This is a genomic window from Binatus soli (SeqCode) (assembly GCF_050015535.1).
Classification (GTDB): Bacteria; Desulfobacterota; Binatia; order Binatales; family Binataceae; genus Binatus; species Binatus soli.
Genome location: NZ_JBEKBF010000018.1, coordinates 19,114 through 38,328, shown reverse-complemented (window position 1 = coordinate 38,328; position 19,215 = coordinate 19,114). Strand labels below are relative to the sequence as shown.

At 62.2% G+C, this 19,215-nt stretch carries 12 protein-coding genes; 7 read left to right on the top strand and 5 right to left on the bottom strand.

Annotated elements, in window-relative coordinates:
• Positions 1 to 16 precede the first annotated feature (16 nt).
• The 6 genes from ABR989_RS14205 to ABR989_RS14180 all read left to right on the top strand — a co-directional run bounded on the left by ABR989_RS14205 (position 17) and on the right by ABR989_RS14180 (position 10,529).
• Positions 17 to 442 (top strand): hypothetical protein, encoded by a 426-nt coding sequence (locus tag ABR989_RS14205; protein WP_428129776.1) that lies wholly within the window; start codon positions 17 to 19, stop codon positions 440 to 442.
• Positions 443 to 1,213: 771 nt separating this feature from the next.
• Positions 1,214 to 2,230, top strand: coding sequence for a serine/threonine protein kinase (locus tag ABR989_RS14200; protein WP_428129773.1), 1,017 nt, complete (start codon positions 1,214 to 1,216; stop codon positions 2,228 to 2,230).
• Positions 2,230 to 3,660 carry an ammonium transporter gene (locus ABR989_RS14195; protein WP_428129770.1) on the top strand — a complete coding sequence of 477 codons (1,431 nt, stop codon included), beginning with the start codon at positions 2,230 to 2,232 and terminating at the stop codon, positions 3,658 to 3,660. The genes ABR989_RS14200 and ABR989_RS14195 overlap by 1 nt, the downstream gene beginning before the upstream one ends.
• A 225-nt stretch (positions 3,661 to 3,885) precedes the next feature.
• Positions 3,886 to 4,449 (top strand): Lrp/AsnC family transcriptional regulator, encoded by a 564-nt coding sequence (locus ABR989_RS14190; RefSeq protein ID WP_428129768.1) that lies wholly within the window; start codon positions 3,886 to 3,888, stop codon positions 4,447 to 4,449.
• Positions 4,446 to 9,011: a glutamate synthase large subunit gene (gene gltB / locus ABR989_RS14185; RefSeq protein ID WP_428129766.1), complete on the top strand. Its 4,566-nt coding sequence runs from the start codon at positions 4,446 to 4,448 to the stop codon at positions 9,009 to 9,011. The genes ABR989_RS14190 and gltB overlap by 4 nt, the downstream gene beginning before the upstream one ends.
• A gap of 72 nt (positions 9,012 to 9,083) precedes the next feature.
• The gene (locus tag ABR989_RS14180) at positions 9,084 to 10,529 is read left to right on the top strand and encodes a glutamate synthase subunit beta (RefSeq protein WP_428129764.1); all 1,446 of its coding nucleotides are present in this window, start codon (positions 9,084 to 9,086) and stop codon (positions 10,527 to 10,529) included.
• Positions 10,530 to 10,569: 40 nt separating this feature from the next.
• On the opposite strand, the gene ABR989_RS14175 is transcribed toward ABR989_RS14180, so the two are convergent.
• The 4 genes from ABR989_RS14175 to ABR989_RS14160 are packed head-to-tail and all read right to left on the bottom strand — an operon-like array spanning position 10,570 to position 15,188.
• On the bottom strand, positions 10,570 to 11,175 hold the full coding sequence (locus ABR989_RS14175) for a 2-hydroxychromene-2-carboxylate isomerase (protein WP_428129762.1): 606 nt from the start codon (positions 11,173 to 11,175) through the stop codon (positions 10,570 to 10,572).
• Between the two features lie 9 nt (positions 11,176 to 11,184).
• Positions 11,185 to 12,462, bottom strand: a complete 1,278-nt coding sequence (locus ABR989_RS14170; RefSeq protein ID WP_428129759.1) for a (Fe-S)-binding protein — start codon at positions 12,460 to 12,462, stop codon at positions 11,185 to 11,187.
• Positions 12,462 to 13,733, bottom strand: coding sequence for an FAD-binding oxidoreductase (locus ABR989_RS14165; RefSeq protein ID WP_428129757.1), 1,272 nt, complete (start codon positions 13,731 to 13,733; stop codon positions 12,462 to 12,464). Before ABR989_RS14165 ends, ABR989_RS14170 begins: the two co-directional genes overlap by 1 nt.
• 21 nt (positions 13,734 to 13,754) lie before the next feature.
• Positions 13,755 to 15,188 carry an FAD-linked oxidase C-terminal domain-containing protein gene (locus ABR989_RS14160; RefSeq protein WP_428129755.1) on the bottom strand — a complete coding sequence of 478 codons (1,434 nt, stop codon included), beginning with the start codon at positions 15,186 to 15,188 and terminating at the stop codon, positions 13,755 to 13,757.
• 183 nt (positions 15,189 to 15,371) lie between these two features.
• Between ABR989_RS14160 and ABR989_RS14155 the strand changes: the two genes are divergently transcribed.
• A complete protein-coding gene (locus ABR989_RS14155) occupies positions 15,372 to 16,592 on the top strand; it encodes a pyridoxal-phosphate-dependent aminotransferase family protein (protein WP_428129752.1) in 1,221 nt (406 codons plus the stop codon).
• Between the two features lie 76 nt (positions 16,593 to 16,668).
• Here the strand turns inward: ABR989_RS14155 and gyrA are convergent, their stop codons facing one another.
• Positions 16,669 to 19,212: a DNA gyrase subunit A gene (gyrA, locus tag ABR989_RS14150; RefSeq protein WP_428129749.1), complete on the bottom strand. Its 2,544-nt coding sequence runs from the start codon at positions 19,210 to 19,212 to the stop codon at positions 16,669 to 16,671.
• Positions 19,213 to 19,215 lie beyond the last annotated feature (3 nt).

Here is a 19,215-nt window from a genome sequence, read left to right as displayed (position 1 = left end):
ATCCGCGCCGCACAAAGTGCTGGTTGCGATCCGCGACCCCAACAATCTCGCGCATTTGCATCGCTACTTGTCCGAGCCTGACAACGCGGAACTGATTGCAATGACCGTCCGCACCGAGCGGGGTCTCGCCTCGAGCGAGGGCGCGCAGGTCTTCACCGACCACGAGGAAAAGCTCTTCAGCAAGGTGGTCAAGGTGTGCGAGGACCACGGCCGCGCCGTGACGCCTCTGGTCACGGTCTCCAACGACCAGATTTACGCGATCGCGCGGATGGCCTACCTGTTGCACGTTGATGAAGTCGTTATGGGTGTGTCGGAGCGCTTCCATCCTGACGTGCAGTTGGAGAACTTCGCGATGCATTGGGGATCGCTCGGCGACTCGGACGAGCATCACGTAAAAGTGCGCGTGCTCTCCGATACCCGCGACATCCGGGCGGAAATCTGATTTTAAACCTCGCGCAACAGAAGAAACGCTTGCAAGACCTCATCGAATCGCTGTGAAGTTCCGCCACGCCGCCGCCCTCGCGCTCGTGGGCTGGTATTTGATGCTGCCCCCGCTAACCCCGAACGGGCGATGGATCGATACGACTGCGCCGCTCAGCGCATGGTACAAGGTGAAACCTCCGTATGCGTCAAGGGATGACTGCGAGACCGCGAAAAACGGAATGATTGCACTGCACAGCCCGAATCCTTCAAGTCCCTCGGAGCAACTGAGGCTCAAGAGCGAGGAAGCCGCTCTTTGCGTCCCGTCGAATGATCCCCGTCTCTTCGCATATTAGATCACTGCCTGGGCGCCGGCACTGGTTCAGTTTTGGGGATGAACTATTCAGCCTGACCCCGCCCGATTGGTGTGCTATGCGTACGGTATGGACAACCGTCAGGGTGCCCCATACTCGCTGGCGTCGCCCGAAATCGGGCGACGCCAGCTTCCGGCAGAAATAATTTCTGACGGAACGAAACTAGCCATAGATGGGAGCCCGTCCCAAAACCACTACGGGTGGTATAAATTGCTCTTTTCCGCCCTTTTCGATCACTCAAAATCGCGCCCGTCGCAGTCTGAGCTTCGAGCGAGCGCAACCAGTTGCGCAATGACGGGCACTGGTTGGGTTTGTCTGGCTGGCAAACTGAACCAGTGCGCCGCCGCCATCCCTTCCATTGGCTGCGTGCCGGATGTTAACGTCCGCTGACCGGTTTTTTTCTCAAGACGGTCTGAAAAATGCACGAGGTCGGCGTTGGTGAAAACCTCGATCAGTACAAATTGATCGAGGTGATCGCGCGCAGCGGGATGGCGTCGATCTTCAAAGCTATCGATCAAGTCGACGGCGCGACCGTCGCGATCAAAGTCCCTTACATGCAGTTTGAGAGCGACGTGGTCTTCTACGGACGCTTTCAGCGCGAAGAAGAAGTCGGGCGCCGCCTCAACCATCCCGGCATCATCAAGGTTCTCACACCCACGCGCAAAAGCCGCATGTATATCGCGATGGAGTACGTCGAGGGTTCCTCGCTGCGCGCGATGATGCGCGAACCCGGCGGGCTATCGGTGGAAAAGGCGCTCGACCTCGCACGACAGTTGGCGGAGACGCTTGTGTACATGCACGGTGAAGGCGTGGTGCATCGCGATTTGAAGCCGGAAAACGTTTTGGTGACGGCCGAAGGCCGGACCAGGATCATGGATTTCGGAATCGCACTCGACGAATCCGCGCGGCGGCTGACGTGGTCCGGCCTGTCGTCGACCATCGGCACGCCTGACTACATGGCGCCCGAACAGGTCAGCGGCCGGCGCGGCGACGTTCGCACCGACATCTATTCGCTGGGCGTGATTCTCTACGAGATGCTGACCGGCCACCTGCCGCACTCAGGGCCCAACGTTTACAACGTGATGCGCGCGAAGACCGCGGAAGATCCGCAGCCGCCAACCGCATTCAAGCCCGATCTCGATCCGCATCTGGAGGAGATCATCCTTCACGCGATCGAGCGCTCTCCGCGTGACCGCTATGCGAGCGCGGCCGAGATGCTTGCGGACCTGCGCGATCCGTCGCGCGTCGTTCCCAAGGGCCGCGCGCAGAACCTCCATCCACGCAGCCTCGCGCTGCAGCGCGCCCGTCGTACGGCCGGGTACGTGCTGTTTTTCACGTCGCTCATCGGGATCTTTGTATTTCTGATTTGGCTTGCAAACCGTTACCCGGCGTCGCCGACTCCCGCGCGCCGGTCATATCGAGGGCAGGTGAGATGATGCCGAGACGATCGCAACTCGGATTGGCCGCCGCCGCTTTCGCCGCGCTGACGCTATTTTCGCCGCTGGCGCGCGCGCAGACTGCCGCGTCGTCGCCGCCGCTGGACAATTCTCTGAACCTCGCGTGGCTGCTGGTCGCGGGGTTCCTGGTGATGTTCATGCAGCTCGGATTCGCAATGGTGGAGACGGGGTTCACGCGCTCCAAGAACGCGGTCAATACCATGGCGATGAACCTGATCATCTACCCGATCGGCATCATCGGCTTCTGGCTCACCGGCTACGGTTTCATGATGGGCGGCGTCGCGCACTGGCCCTCACTTGGCATGGCCGCGATCGGCCATCACGAGCTGTCGATCACGATCGGCGCGCATTCGTATGGAATCATCGGGTTCAGCAAGTTCGCGCTGCTCAACGTCGGTCGCGATCCCGCCAGCCTGGGCATGTTTCTATTCTCGCTCGTTTTCATGGACACCGCCGCGACCATTCCGACGGGCGCGATGGCGGAGCGATGGAAGTTCAAAGCGTTCTTCATCTACGGACTGTTCATGTCGATGTTCCTGTATCCGTTGTACGGCAACTGGGTTTGGGGCGGAGGATGGCTCTCGCAGCTCGGCATGAACCTGGGCCTGGGCCACGGCCATCTGGATTTCGCCGGATCGTCGGTCGTGCACATGACGGGCGGAGTGGCCGGCCTCGCCGGCGCTTACATGGTGGGTCCGCGCATCGGAAAGTTCCGCCGCGACGGCGCCATCGGCGCGTTGCCCGGACATAACCTGCCCATGGCCATCAGCGGAACGTTGATTCTCGCGTTCGGATGGTTCGGCTTCAACGCCGGCTCGACGCTAGCCGCATCGGATCCCCGAATCGCGATCATCGCGGTGAACACCATGCTCTCCTCGGCGGCCGGCGCGCTCGCGGCGCTGCTCTATCTATGGCATCGCTACAACAAACCCGACGTTGCGATCGCCTGCAACGGTCTGCTGGGCGGACTCGTCGCAATCACCGCCCCGTGCGCATTCGTAACGCCCGCGGCGGCTGTGCTGATTGGCGTGATCGCGGGCCTGCTGGTCGTGTGGGCGGTGCTTGAACTCGAACTCCGCTTTCGAATCGACGATCCCGTCGGCGCGGTCGCCGTGCACGGCGCGTGCGGAATATGGGGCGCGCTGGCGCTTGGTCTGTTTGCCGACGGCACCTACGGCGACGGATGGAACGGTGTCGCGGGTCCCGTGCGCGGCCTGCTCTACGGCGACGCGGGTCAATTTTTCGCCCAGTTGATCGGTGTCACGGTGAACGTGGTCGTGGTTTTCGGCCTTGCGATCCTGTTCTTCAAGATCGTCGAGCGCACGGTGGGCAACCGCGTGCTGGTGGAAGTGGAATGGTCGGGACTGGATGCGCTTGAGATGGGAAGCGACGCCTATCCACATTCGTAGTTGGTCGGGGGTTCGGCGGATGCGGCGTGTTACCTGAGCGATCGCGCTTGCATCCCAACAATCGCACTATGGGTGAGCGGCAATCGCTCATTTAGACCTATATTTCGTCGGTGCACAGCATACGGACCTGCACAAACTCATGTTTTACTAACTCAAATCCTTATAAACACTTGACAGGCTTTCGCTTTCCACCTATCTTCATCGTCACTCGACGAGGATAACCTTATGAAATTCGACGGAGATTCCCCCGAACTCGATGCCATTGATCTGCAGATTATCGGCCTCCTGCAGGAACACGGCCGCATTCCGCTCGTCAAGCTCGGAGAGCAAGTCGGGCTTTCGGCGCCGTCGGTGAACGAACGCGTCAAAAAACTCGAAGACGGCGGAGTTATCACCGGCTATCACGCTGCCGTCGATGCGACCCGCCTCGGCAAGGACGTCACCGCGTTTATCGGCGTGTCGATTTCTCATCCCAAAACAATCTCGCTGTTCAAGGAATCCGTCGCACTGCTCGACGACGTGCTCGAATGCCATCACGTCACCGGTCAGCACACGCTCCTGCTGAAAATCAAAACCGACAACACTTCGTCGCTCGAGCGGCTGATCAGTGCGATCCGCTCGATCGAGGGAGTGGCGCGGACGGAGACGATGGTGGTGCTGTCGACGCATACCGAGCGCGGCTTGATTTCGGTGCATCCCAACGGCGACTCGCACGAGCCTGCCAACGGCAGGCGCCATCGCCACGGCGCCGCGAAATCTGCGCCCCCGGAACCGAGACGGGTGTCATGATGCACAACTACCGAAGCATTCCGAAGGCGCAGGGCCTCTACGATCCCGCCCATGAGCACGACGCGTGCGGCGTCGGCTTCGTCGTCAACATCAAGGGCGAGCGCTCGCATGACATCGTGGCTAAAGCGCTGCAGGTGCTCGACAACCTGACCCATCGCGGCGCGTGCGGATGCGATCCGCGCACGGGAGACGGCGCTGGAATCCTGCTGCAGATTCCGCACGACTTTTTCTCGAGCGAAGCGGCCCGGCTCGGCTTCGAGCTGCCCGCGCCCGGCGAATACGGCGTGGGCCAGGTTTTCCTGCCGCTCGACACAGTCAAGCGCAAAGACTGCGAGGAGGCGTTCGAGAGAATCGTCAACGAGGAAGGTCAGCGTCTGCTCGGATGGCGCGACGTGCCGGTGGTTGAATCCGCATGCGGCGATATCGCGCGGCGCGGGATGCCCGCAATCCGCCAGGTCTTCATCGCGCGCAGCCCGGACTTGGCCGACGCCGAGGCGCTCGAGCGCAAGCTGTACGTAATTCGCAAGCGCGCCACTTCAGAGGCGGAAAAACTCGGCCTCTTCGATCCGGAACTGTTTTATTTCTGCAGCCTCTCGGCGCTGACCGTCGTTTATAAGGGTCAGCTCATCTCGACGCAAATCCCGCAGTTCTTCCCCGATTTGCTAAATGGCGCCATCAAGACCGCGCTCGCCATGGTCCATCAGCGCTTCTCGACCAACACGTTCCCGAGCTGGGACCGGGCCCATCCCTACCGCTTCATGTCGCACAACGGCGAGATCAACACGCTGCGCGGCAATATCAACTGGATGCACGCGCGCGAGAAGCTTTTCTCTTCACCGCTGTTCGGCGACGACATCAAGAAGCTGTTGCCGATCGTCGAGCCCAACGGCAGCGACTCCGCAACCTTCGACAATTGTCTCGAACTGCTGGTTCGCACCGGACGTTCGCTGCCGCACGCCGTGATGATGATGATTCCGGAAGCGTGGCAGAACGACGCGCAGATGAGCGACGGCAAGCGCGCTTTCTACCGCTTCCATTCATGCATGATGGAACCGTGGGACGGCCCCGCGTCGATCGCGTTCACTGACGGTATCAGAATCGGCGCGGTGCTCGATCGCAACGGCCTTCGTCCATCGCGCTACACGGTGACGAAGGACGGACTGGTCGTGATGGCGTCCGAGACCGGCGTCCTCGACATCGCGCCGGAGAACGTCGCCCTCAAGGGGCGGCTGCAGCCCGGCCGAATGTTTCTCGTCGATACCGCGCTGGGCAGAATCGTGCAGGACGAAGAGATCAAGAATTCGATGGCCGCGCGCCGGCCGTATCGCGCCTGGCTCGACGCCAATCTCGTCGCACTCGAGTCGCTCCCCGAGGCGAACGACAACGACACGCCTCCCGTTGACTTCTTCGAGGACAACGAGCTGCTGAAGCAGCAGCAATCGTTCGGCTATACGATCGAGGATCTTAAAATGATCCTCGCGCCGATGGCTACCAACGGCCAGGAGCCGGTCGGCTCGATGGGCACCGACACTCCGCTCGCCGTCCTGTCGAACAGACCCCAGCCGCTTTACAACTACTTCAAGCAATTGTTCGCGCAGGTGACGAATCCGCCGATCGATCCGATTCGCGAGGAACTGGTGACCTCGACCGAAACGACAATCGGCGCCGAGGACAATCTGTTCGAAGAATCGCCGCTTCATTGCCGCCAGCTTCAACTCAAGCAGCCCATTCTCACCAACCAGGAACTACAAAGGATCAAACGGCTGGCCGTCGAGGGCCTGCGCACCGTCACGCTTCCCACGCTCTACCGCGTTGATGACGGCGAAGACGGGCTTCGCGCCGCGCTCGACGCGCTTTGCCGCGCCGCTTCGGACGCGATCGAATCCGGCTACACGATAATCGTGCTGTCGGATCGTGGCGTAAACGCGGACTACGCCGCCATTCCGGCGCTGCTCGCGACCGGAGCCGTGCATCATCATCTGATTCGCGAAGGGACGCGCACCCGGGTCGGCCTGGTCGTCGAGTCGGGAGAACCGCGCGAGGCGATGCATTTCTGCCTGCTGGTCGGCTACGGCGCGGGCGCCGTTAATCCGTACCTCGCGTACGCGACGATGGCGGGAATGATTCGCAACGGCCAGCTCCGGGACATCGACGAAGACACCGCCGTCCACAACTTCACCAAGGCCGTCTCCAAGAGCATGACGAAGGTCGCGTCCAAGATGGGGATCTCGACGACGCAGAGTTACCGCGGTGCGCAGATCTTCGAGGCGATCGGATTGGCGAAGGACGTGATCGACAAGTACTTCACCTGGACGCCGTCGCGCGTGGCAGGCGTCGGCCTCGGCGCGATCGCGCGCGAGACCGCTGCGCGTCACACCTACGCGTTCAAGGTGGCGGCGAATCTCGACGGCGATCTCGATGTCGGCGGCCAGTACCAGTGGCGCCGCGCCGGCGAGTTCCACATGTACAACCCGAACACGATCGCCAGGCTGCAGCATTCCGTGCGCTCGGGGAATTACCGGCTGTTTAAGGACTACACCAGGGCGGTTGACGAGCAGAGTCGCTCGCTCACCACGCTTCGCTCGCTGTTCAAGTTCAATTCCGATCGGCCGCCCGTGCCGCTCGAGGAAGTCGAGCCGGCCGCCGAGATCGTCAAACGCTTCAAAACCGGCGCGATGTCGTTCGGATCGATCAGCAAAGAGGCGCACGAAACCCTCGCCATCGCCATGAACCGGATAGGCGGCAAGAGCAACACCGGCGAGGGCGGCGAGGACCCGGCGCGCTTCGTGCCCGATGCCAACGGCGATTGGCGCCGCAGCGCGATCAAACAGGTGGCCTCGGGGCGCTTCGGCGTCACCAGTCATTACCTGGTCAACGCCGACGAACTCCAGATCAAGATGGCGCAGGGCGCCAAGCCCGGCGAGGGCGGCCAGCTTCCCGGTCACAAGGTTGACGATTTCATCGCGAAGATTCGCTACTCGACGCCCGGCGTGGGATTGATCTCTCCGCCGCCGCATCACGACATCTATTCGATCGAAGATCTCGCGCAGCTTATCCACGATCTCAAAAATTCCAACAACCGCGCGCGCATCGGTGTCAAACTGGTCGCCGAGGTCGGCGTCGGCACCATCGCCGCCGGAGTCGCGAAGGCCAAGGCCGACGTCGTGCTGATCAGCGGTTACGACGGCGGCACCGGCGCGTCTCCCCTGCAATCGATCAAGCACGCGGGAGTTCCGTGGGAGCTGGGACTCGCCGAGACGCAGCAAACCCTGGTGATGAACGGTCTGCGTGGACGCATTCGCATCGAGACCGACGGCCAGCTCAAGACCGGCCGCGACGTCGCCATCGCCGCTCTCCTCGGCGCCGAGGAATTCGGTTTCGCCAGCGCCGCGCTGGTCGCCTCGGGATGCATCATGATGCGTGTCTGCCATCTCAACACCTGCCCGGTCGGCATCGCTACGCAGGATCCGGTGCTCCGCGCGAAGTTCGCAGGCAAGCCCGAGCACGTCGTGAACTTCATGATGTTCATCGCGGACGAACTGCGCGAATACATGGCGCAGTTGGGCTTCCGCACCGTTGCCGAAATGGTTGGCCACGTCGAATGCCTGGACGCCAACGAAGCGATCGCGCATTGGAAGGCGCGCAACGTCGATCTGGCCAATATTCTTCGCCGTCCCGACGTCGGGCCGGACGAACCGCTGCATTGTGTCGAGCTACAGGATCATGGCCTCGGCGCCGCGCTCGACAACCAGATCATCGAGCTTGCAAAAGACGCGCTCGAGCATCGCAAGCCGGTCGAAATCCACCTTCCCATCCGCAACGTGAACCGCACCGTCGGCACGATGCTGTCGGCGGAAGTGTCGCGGCGCTTCGGCGCTGAAGGACTGCCGCCCTACACGGTTCAGATTCAGCTCAAAGGTTCGGCCGGTCAGAGTTTGGGCGCGTGGCTCGCGCCGGGAATCGCGCTTCATCTCGAGGGCGACGCGAACGACTACTGCGGCAAGGGACTGTCGGGCGGATTTATCTCGGTGCGTCCGCCAAAAGAAGCGACCTTCAAGGCCGAGGACAACATCGTTGTCGGCAACGTCGCGCTCTACGGCGCCACCGGCGGCGAAGCGTTTTTCCGCGGCGTAGCCGGCGAGCGATTCGCGGTGCGTAACAGCGGCGCGCACACGGTCGTCGAGGGAGTCGGCGACCATGGATGCGAGTACATGACGCGCGGCTTGGTCGTGGTTCTAGGCAAGACCGGCCGCAACTTCGCGGCCGGCATGAGCGGCGGCGTGGCGTACGTGCTTGACGAAGACGGCTCGTTCCCGTCGCGCTGCAACACCGGGATGGTCGAGTTGGGTCCGATCGGCAACCCGGACGAACTCAAGCAGTTGCATGCGCTGATCGTGCGGCACTTGCAGTACACGCAGAGCGCGGTCGCGCGGCGAGTCCTCGACAAGTGGGACGACTACGCTACGAAGTTTGTAAAAGTATTGCCGACTGAATATCGCATGGTGCTCGAACGGCAGCATCTCAACATGAATTCCGATCTCGCGCGGCTGGCCGCAGTTTAACCGGCGCTGGCACGAGTGAGTAATCGACTGACTAGTCAGAATTGACCTGACTCAGGGAGATCAACGGCTTCGATGGGCAAGATCACGGGCTTCATGGAGATCAAGCGCGAGACTCCCTCGCGGCGTCCGGTCAGGGAACGCCTGAAGGATTGGCGCGAATTCGATCTCAAGATGCCCGAAGACAAACTGCGCGCGCAGGGCGCCCGCTGCATGGATTGCGGGATTCCCTTCTGCCACAAGGGTTGCCCGCTCGGGAACATCATCCCTGACTGGAACGACCTCATTTACCGGGGCCGATGGCGCGAGGCGATCGACCGGCTGCACGCGACCAACAACTTTCCGGAGTTCACCGGCAGAGTTTGCCCTGCACCCTGCGAAGAAGCCTGCGTGCTCAACATCAACAACGATCCGGTCACGATCAAGCTGATCGAGAAGAACATCATCGACCACGCTTGGGGAGAAAAATGGATCGCGCCGCAGCCGCCCGCGCGCAAGTCGGGAAAGCGCGTTGCGGTGGTGGGCTCGGGACCGTCGGGGCTGGCGTGCGCGCAGCAACTCATGCGCGCGGGACATTCGGTCACGCTCTACGAGCGATCGGATCGCGTGGGCGGATTGCTCACTTACGGCATTCCAGACTTCAAGCTGGAAAAGTGGATCGTCAACCGGCGCGTTGAGCAAATGAAGGCCGAGGGCCTGGAGATTGTCACCAACTGCCGCGTCGGCTTCGACATCCACGCGGACGAGATGCGCTCAAAGTACGACGCAATCGTACTCGCGATGGGCGCGACCAAGCCGCGTGACCTGCCGATCCCGGGACGGGAGCTCAAGGGAATCCATTTTGCCATGGAATTCCTGCCGCAACAGAACAAGCGTAACTTCGGCGACGCGCTCGATCCGGCGGCCGAGATCACTGCAAACGGAAAACGCGTTGTCATTCTCGGCGGCGGCGATACGGGTTCCGATTGCCTGGGCACCTCAAATCGCCAGGGCGCGATCGTCGTGCATCAGTTCGAGCTGCTGCCGATGCCGCCTGAAAAGCGCACCGCCGAAATGCCGTGGCCCGACTGGCCGATGATCATGCGCACCTCGAGCTCGCACGAAGAAGGTGTGCAGCGCGACTGGAGCGTGAACACGAGCAAGTTCTCCGGCGAAAACGGCGTGGTGAAAAAACTCCACGGCGCGCGGCTCAACTGGAAGCAGGACAACGGACGGATGGTGATGGAGCAAATTCCGGGCACCGATTTCGAGATCGAGTGCGACCTCGTGCTGCTCGCGCTCGGATTTCTCGGCCCCGAGCCCGACGGCATAATCTCGGAGCTTGGTGTCAAGCTCGACCCGCGCAGCAACGTGCAGTGCGAGAGTTACATGTCGAGCGTGCCGGGAGTTTTCGCCGCCGGAGACGCACGTCGCGGGCAATCTCTGGTGGTGTGGGCGATATGGGAGGGGCGCGAAGCGGCGCGCGCGGTCGATGCCTACCTGATGGGCGAGACCTTCCTGCCCTCGAGTCCTGACCTCTGATCGCTGCATACCCGTGAGAGGGCGAATGAGGCCGGGAATTTCAGCGGCGAAAACCCATCGCGTCGAGCTTGCGAATCACCCACTCAATTCGGTCCTCGCCCCAGAACGGCTCGCCGTCCACGATGAAGGTCGGCACGCCGAAGACCTTGTCGCGATCGGCCTCGGCGAAGCATGCATCCAGGTCGGCACGCGCACCGGTGTCGGCATAGCGAAGAAATTCGGCGGGATCGAGACCGACCTCGGCAACGACCGCTGAAATCGCATCGCGGCTTTCGACATCGAGTACCTGTTTCCAGAATCGGTCGAACACGCGATTCGAGTATGGCCAGAACTGTCCATTGCTCGCGGCGTAGAGACCGCCATAGAACGCCAGGCGCGCGCTGAAAATCTTTTTCGGCGGGTAGATGACGAGTCCGCGTTCCTTCGCGATTCGGCGCGCGTCGAGATACAGATACCGAACCTTGCGACGGTCGGCGTCCTCGCGATCAAGCGGACCGTAAACCTTTCGGATATTCACCCCGTATGGGATGAAGCGTACGCGCACGCTATGAGACAGCTCGAGGTCGCAGGCGGGCTGCATCGCGAGGTACGAGTACGGACTCGTGTATGCGAAGTAGAGCTTGATTTCGTACAGGCTGCCGTTCATCGGACAGGATCACTGAGACGCCATAGCGAGGAAGTCCGCGAGGTGGACGACCTTGATTCTCGAACCGCGACGGCGAAGTTCGGCGGCGATCTGGAACTCGCATCCGGGATTCGCCAGCACAACGTAATCCGCATCTGTCGCAACAATATTGTCGGCTTTGCGTCGCGCCAAGTCGCGCGCCATTGCGGGCTCGGTCAAATTGTAGGATCCGGCCGAACCGCAGCAGAGATCGGACTGCGTCATCTCGATGATCGTCACGCCCGGAATCGAGGCGAGCAATTTGCGCGGCGCTTCGCGCACTCCGAGTCCATGCGCGAGGTGACAAGCGTCGTGACAGGTGACCCTGCATCGAAATTCGCGCTTCGGACCCGCCGGTGCGTCGAGCAGCAAAGAACTCAGGTCCCGCACTTTCGAGGAAACCGCGCGCGCAGCGTCGACGAATTTCGGTTCGTCTCTGAGCAGTTCACCGTATTCGGCGATCGCCACCGAGCATCCCGACGCGGCCGACACGATTGAATCGGCGCCGGAGTTCTTCAGCGCGCGAACGTTCGCGCGGGCAAAATCGCGGGCTCGCGATCCGTTACCCGAATGCAGATCAAGTGCTCCACAGCATGAGGTCGGTTCGAGTTGGACGACGCGATAACCGGCGGCGGCGAGCAGACGCTCACTGTTCAGGTTTTCCGAATTCGCAAGTACTTGCGCGACGCATCCATGATGCACGACGACCGTCGGTGCGCCGGTGCGCGGCGCGCTGTTTGCTCCCCTGGCGAGCGGGCGCAAGTCGGGCTCAAGCGGCGGGAGAAGATCGAGCCAATCGTGAATCATGCGCGGCAGGACGGCTGTCAGAGCGGGTCTCAGGCCAAGGCGCTCGACGAGCTTCAGCGGCGCGAGCAGCATCCGGAGACGACGGGGGTACGGAAAAATCGCGCCGACGGCGCGCCGCTTGAATCGATCGACGAAGCCGCGGCGATGATTTTGCTCGACGAATAAACGCGCACCTTCAATCAAGCGGCCGTAATGAACGCCGGACGGGCAGGCGGTCTCGCAACCGCGGCATCCGAGGCACAAATCGAGATGGCGCGCCGCGTCGTCGTCAAGGTCGATGCAGCCTTCGGCGAGCGACTTCATCAGATAGATTCGGCCGCGCGGCGAGTCCATCTCGCATCGCGTTACAATGTAGGTCGGACAAGCCTCGGCGCAGAGTCCGCAATGAACGCAGTCGAACAGCAGGTCGTAGTCGCAGACGCCGCGAACCGAATTCGATGATGTGACGGAGGCCGCGGCCATCAGATTCCTCCGACGAAGCATCCGGGGTTGAAGATCCCGGCCGGATCGAAGGCCGCCTTGAGCCGACGCATAAGCGCGAGGGCGCCGTCGTTGGGAGTGTCGAAAAATTCCAGCGAGTCACGGAACGCCGGCGCGGCGGCGATCAGTCGAAGGCTACCGCGCGCCGAGCGCGCAACTTCACGCCATCGCGCAACGGTCTTGGCCGCGACTTCGGCCAAGGGTTCATCGGCCAGGATTATCTGCGCGACGCCGGAGCCGGCGTGAGCGCGAAATTCAATGTCGTTGCCGCAGGCCTCCAGCACTTGCGCGAGAGACGCGGGTGGAACCGCGATTTGAGCGGCCAGCGGGGCCGAATGAAAATCGACATCGCGCAGCAGCTCGTAACTCCTGAGAGCGCCGTCGGCGCTCAGAATTTCACCGCGCGCGCCGACCAAATCGCGAATTCGCCCGGCCTGGCAGCCGATCTCCAGTGGACTTCCAGAAACACCGGCCAGAAGAAGAAATTGACTGGTAGAATTGAAGCGCGGTGCGAGGGCTGGACTGAGTATATCGAGATTACTGAGTGGCAGTGCGTCATTGAGTATGCAGGCGGCGGCGAATGCGTCTGCTGCGCGCGCATAAGGGACGACTGCGATAGAGTAGTCAGATGGAATGGGACGCACTTTGAACGTCGCCTCAGTTACTATTCCAAGTGTACCGAATGCTCCACCCATCAGTTTCATCAAATCATAGCCGGCGACGTTTTTGACCACGCGGCCGCCGCCGTGAACGAGGTTGCCGCCGTGGCCGACGAAGCGAACTCCGATGAGCAGGTCGCGCGAGGCGCCCTCGGAAAGACGAAGCGGTCCGGAATGCGCGGCGCCGATTAACGAGCCGAGAGTCGTCATCCCGGGGCCGCATGGATCGACGGGGAGCCGCTGGCGGGCGCCTGCCATGGCAGCATTCAGTTTGCCGACGGTGATTCCCGACTCCGCAACAATTGTCATGTCGTCGGGTTCGTAGGCGACAATTCGCGCCAGCCGCGCCATCGAGATACCGAGCGCGACCGGCGAGCGGCGAATCCCCGCGAGCGAGCGAGCCGCGCCAATGGGGGCGAGCGCAATCCGATCCGCTTCGCACATGCGGACGATCTCGCAAATTTCCTCGATCGAAGCAGGCTCGACGATCGCATCCGCGGCGCGCGCCTCAGTGTCGGTTGGCGCGCGAACGCGGTCGGCGCCGACGATCGAGTTGAGCCGGTTCGCCAGATTTGAAGATGTAGTGGCAGCCACGATATCCGTTGGAAGCGGCGACTAGATCGGCGCCTGCCGGCGCGGGGCGGCGACCTCGACGCATGCGCCGGGCTGCGGAATCACTTTGCCGGGATTCGACCGTTCCATCGGATCGAACACGTGGCGCAGCTCCGTCATGACGCGAAGATCGTCAGGCGAGAACATCAGCGGCATCTCGCCGATTTTTTCGACGCCGATTCCATGCTCGCCGGTGAGGCTGCCGCCCATCTCGATGCAGGCCTTGAGGATTTCGCGTCCCGCGTCGATTGCCCGGCGGACCTGATCAGGTTCGCGCTCGTCGTAAAGAATGATCGGATGCAAATTGCCGTCGCCGGCGTGAAATACGTTGCCGATGCGCAAGTCATAGCGACGGCTGACGTCGGCGATGACGCGCAGAATCCGCGGCAGGCAGGTTCGCGGAACGACACCGTCCTGAGTCGCGTAGTTCGGCGCGAGGCGGCCGACCGCACCGAACGCGCGTTTGCGCGCCTTCCACAACAGCGCGCGCTCCGCTTCGTCACGCGCGAGCCTGACGCTCGACGCGCCGGCCAGGTTCGCAGTTTTCGCGACCTCATCGGCATAGGCGGTCAGTCCAGCCTCGAGACCTTCGAGCTCGATGATCAGCACCGCGCCCGCGTCGAGAGGCAGTCCGACATTGAACGCGTCCTCGACGGCGCGAATGATGAGCTGGTCCATCATCTCGAGCGCGGCCGGCACAATTCCCGACGCGATTATCATCGAGACGGCACGCGTCGCGGTGTCGGCGTCGGGAAAGGCGGCCAGCAGCGTGCGATGATTTTCGGGCTCGCGCATCAGCTTGAGCGTTGCGCGCGTGACGATTCCAGCAGTGCCCTCCGCGCCGACGACGACGCCGACCAGATCGTAGCCGCATCGCTCTTCGGCCGGTCCGCCGAGTTCGACAACCTCGCCATCGGGCAGAACGACTTCGAGCGCGAGCACGTGATTGGTGGTCACTCCGTATTTCAAGGTATGCGGACCGCCCGAATTCTCGGCAATGTTGCCGCCGATGGTGCATGCCACCTGCGACGATGGATCGGGCGCGTAGAAATATCCTTTCGACTTGACGGCGTTGGTGACGTGCAGGTTGACCACGCCGCTCTCGGCCTCGACGCGCCGATTGTCGAAATCGATTTCCAGAATCCGGTTCATTCTCGAAGTGCAGATCATCGCGGGCGCGTTCAACGAAAGGCATCCACCCGAAAGGCCCGTGCCCGCACCGCGCGGAACGAAAGCGACGCCGCGGCGATGGAGCGCCGCCAGTATAGCGCTCAGTTGCGCGGTCGAGCGCGGGAGCAGCAAGACGTCGGGGGCGCGCTTCTCGACGGTCCATCCGTCGCACTCGTAAACCTTCAGCTCGGTTGCGCGCGAGACGATCCCGTCGGCGTCAAGAATTTCGCGGAACTCATCGAGAAGTTTGCGGTCGATGGCACTCATTGCGACGGCGCATCCAATCCCCGCAGCACTCTACCACGACCGCGAACCAGGCGCGCGAGTGACGCTTTTGCGGTTGATCCTTCGCGGTCATAATAGCAAGGTTCGATTTCAGCCCGGAATCTCGTGGGCGCGCGACCGGTGCGCGCGGAAACCCCCGGCGATTCGTTGCAAGGAGAAACACACGTGGCGGATTCATTTCCAGAACTCAAGCCTGCGGCGCGGATTCTGCTAGGTCCGGGGCCATCCAACGTCAATCCGCGCGTGATGAAAGCGATGTTATCGCCGGTCGTTGGGCACCTCGATCCGGATTTCGTGAAGGTGATGGAGGATATCAAGCGGCTGCTGCGCATCGTGTTCCGCACCAGGAACGAGATCACGTTTCCCGTCTCCGGCACCGGTTCGGCGGGGATGGAAGCCGTGATGGCGAATCTGATCGAAGAGGGCGACGAGGTCGTGGTCGGCGTTAACGGCGTCTTCGGAACGCGGCTGGCGGAAGTCGCGTCGCGACTCGGCGCAAAGGTTCACAAGGTCGAGGCGGATTGGGGAACGATCGTGGAACCGGCGCAAGTCGCGGCGGCGCTGAAGGCGGCGAAGGATCCGAAGCTGGTCGCGATCGTTCACGCCGAGACTTCGACCGGGATACATCAGCCGATCGAGGAAATCGCCGAGCTGGCGCATCGACACGGCGCGATGATGGCGATCGACGCGGTAACATCACTCGCGTGCGTGCCGGTCGAGATTGACAAGTGGAGCATCGATGCCTGTTACAGCTGCACGCAAAAAGGACTCGGCGCGCCTCCCGGACTGTCGCCGGTGACGTTCAGCGCGCGCGCGATGGAGTCGGTGCACAAGCGCAAAACGAAGTGCCACTCATGGTACTTCGACGTTGCGTTGATCGAGCAATACTGGGGACCCGACCGGCTCTACCATCATACGGCGCCGATCACGATGAACTATGCGCTTTACGAGGCGCTGCGGATCGTGGTCGAGGAAGGGTTGGAAGCGCGATGGCGGCGGCATCGCATCAACGCAGCCGCGTTCCAGGCCGGAGTGCGGGCGATGGGTCTGCAGCTCGCCGCGCAGGAAGGATACCGGTTGCCGCAGCTAACGACGATCGCGGTGCCGGCGGGAATCGATGAAGCGAAGGTGCGAGCGGAATTGTTGCGGCTGTTCAATATCGAAATCGCCGCCGGACTCGGACCGCTCAAAGGGAAGATCTGGCGCGTCGGTCTGATGGGTGAAGGTTCGCGGCGCGAAAATGTGATGCTGGCGCTAAACGCGCTCGAAGAAATCATCGGCTCGATGGGATTCGAGATTGCGCGCGGCCGGGCGCTGACCGCAGCCGAGGATGCCTACAGTGCGGAGGGCACAGGCGCGGGCGAGCCGCCCGCGGAAGCATCATGAGGATGGTAGTAATGCGTCTTCGCGGCCGAGCGCGAAAGCATAGTCAGTGACTACTGCGGAATAGTCACTTCACTAGCTACTCTTCCGAATCCCCTGCGCCGTCGTTGCCATCGGATCCGTTGCCGTTGCCTTCGTCCTCGTCGCGCTCCGCCATCCCGGCCACGGCGCGGACGCGTTCGTCGCCCTCGAGCCGCACCATGTGAACGCCCTGCGCGTTGCGGCCGGTGATTCGCACTCCCTTGACGGCCAATCGAATCACCTTGCCGCCGTCGGTTATCAGCATCACCTGGTCATCGATCCCGACCTGCCGGACGCTGATCACTTTGCCGGTCTTCTCGGTCACGTTCATCGTGATGACGCCCTTGCCGCCGCGATGGGTCAGCCGGTAGTCGGAGGCGGGCGTGCGCTTGCCGTAACCGAGTTCCGAAACCGTGAGGAGGGTCTCGTCGTCGCGCACGGTTGACATCGAAACGACTTCGTCCTCGACGAGGATGACGGTTTTGCCTTCCTTGACGGGCTGCGACTCGAGTTCCATGCCGACCACGCCGCCGGTGGCGCGGCCGATCGGGCGCGCTTCTTCTTCCTTGAAGCGAATCGCCTGTCCCTCGCGCGTCGAGAGCACGATTTGCTGATTGCCGTCGGTGATTCGCACGTCCACCAGCGTGTCGCCGTCTTCGAGATTGATCGCGATGATTCCGGTCCTGCGAATATTTTCGTATTCGTCGAGCGCGGTCTTCTTCACGCCGCCGCGGCGGGTCGAGAAAAAGAGGAACTTGCCCGCAGTCTCGCGCGGCACGGGAATAAATGCGGACAGCGTTTCATCATTGGCGAGGCTCAGCAGGTTGGCGATCGAGCGTCCCTTGGCGGCGCGTCCGCCCTCGGGCAGTTCGTAGGCCTTGAGCTCGTAAACCTTGCCGGCGCTGGTGAAGAACATCAGGCGGTCATGCGTCGATACGCGCTCGAGATGTTCGACGAAATCTTCTTCGGTGGTGGTCGCACCAATCTTGCCGCGGCCCCCGCGCTTCTGCGTGCGATACAGCGAGAGCGGGGTGCGCTTGATGTAGCCGCCGTGCGTGACGGTGACGAGGACGTCCTCCTCGACGATCAGGTCCTCGACCGAGAACTCTCCCTCCGCTTCGATGATCTGGGTGCGGCGCGGATCTGCGAATTCTTTTTTTATTTCGTCGAGCTCGCCTGCGATCAGCTTCAGCAATTCCTTCTCGTCGGCAAGAATTTTCTTGTAGCGCGCGATTAGAGCGACGGTCTCCTTGTGCTCGGTTTCGATCTTCTCGCGCTCGAGCGAAGTGAGACGGCGCAGCGTGAGATCGAGGATCGCCTGCGCCTGCAGCTGCGAGAGGCCGAACTGCTTCATCAAGCCGGTGCGGGCGGTCTCGGCATCCTTCGACTTGCGGATGAGATTGATGACCGCGTCGAGATTCTTGAGCGCGGTCAGCAAGCCGTCGAGGATATGAAGCCGCGCCTCGGCTTCTTTCAGCTCGAAGCGCGTGCGCCGCGTGAGGACGATCTTTCGATGCTCGAGGAACGCAACGAGCATCTGCAGAAGATTCATCTCCTTGGGGCGGCCCTCGTGGATGCCGAGCAGAATGATGCCGTAGCCCTGCTGCATCTGGGTCAGCTTGTAGAGCTGGTTGAGCACGATGCGCGGCTCGGCGTCGCGCTTGAGCTCGATGACGACGCGCATCCCGTCGCGATCCGATTCGTCGCGGATGTCGCTGATGCCTTCGATGCGCTTGTCGTTGACCAGCTCGGCCATCCGCTCGATCATGCGCGCCTTGTTCACCTGGTAGGGGATTTCGCGAATGATGATCGACGATCGCGAGCTGCGCTTGTCGGTCTCGATCACCGCCAGCGCGCGCATCGTAAGCGTGCCGCGGCCGGTCAGATAGGCCTGGCGAATCGCCTGGCGGCCGAGCAACTGACCGCCGGTCGGAAAATCCGGGCCGGGCACGATGTCGAGAATTTCCTCGTGCGTGATGCCCGGCTTGTCGATCAGCGCCTGCAGCGCGTCGCAAACCTCGCCGAGATTATGCGGCGGGATGTTGGTCGCCATCCCGACTGCGATGCCGTCCGAGCCGTTCACGAGCAGGTTCGGGAATTGCGCGGGCAGAATCTCGGGCTCCATGTGCGAGCCGTCGAAGTTCGGGACGAAATCGACCGTGTCCTTGTCGATATCGGCGAGCATTCGCTCGGCCAGCCGCGTCAGCCGGCACTCGGTGTATCGGTACGCAGCGGGCGGATCGCCGTCGACAGAGCCGAAGTTGCCCTGGCCGTCGATGAGCAGGTAGCGCAGGCTGAACGGCTGCGCCATGCGGACCAGCGAATCGTAAACCGCCATGTCGCCGTGCGGATGGTAACGAGCGAGCACTTCGCCCACCACCGCTGCGCACTTGGTGTAGCGGCGGTTCGACAGCAGGCCGGTGCGGAACATCGCGTACAGGATGCGGCGATGGACAGGTTTGAGTCCGTCGCGAATTTGCGGCAGCGCGCGTCCGATATTCACCGACATCGCGTAGTCCAGGTAGGACTGCCGCATGTCGTCTTCGATATTCAGCAGCGCGGGTTCGTTGCGATGCGGTTCGTTGCCGTTGGTTTCAGCCATTTA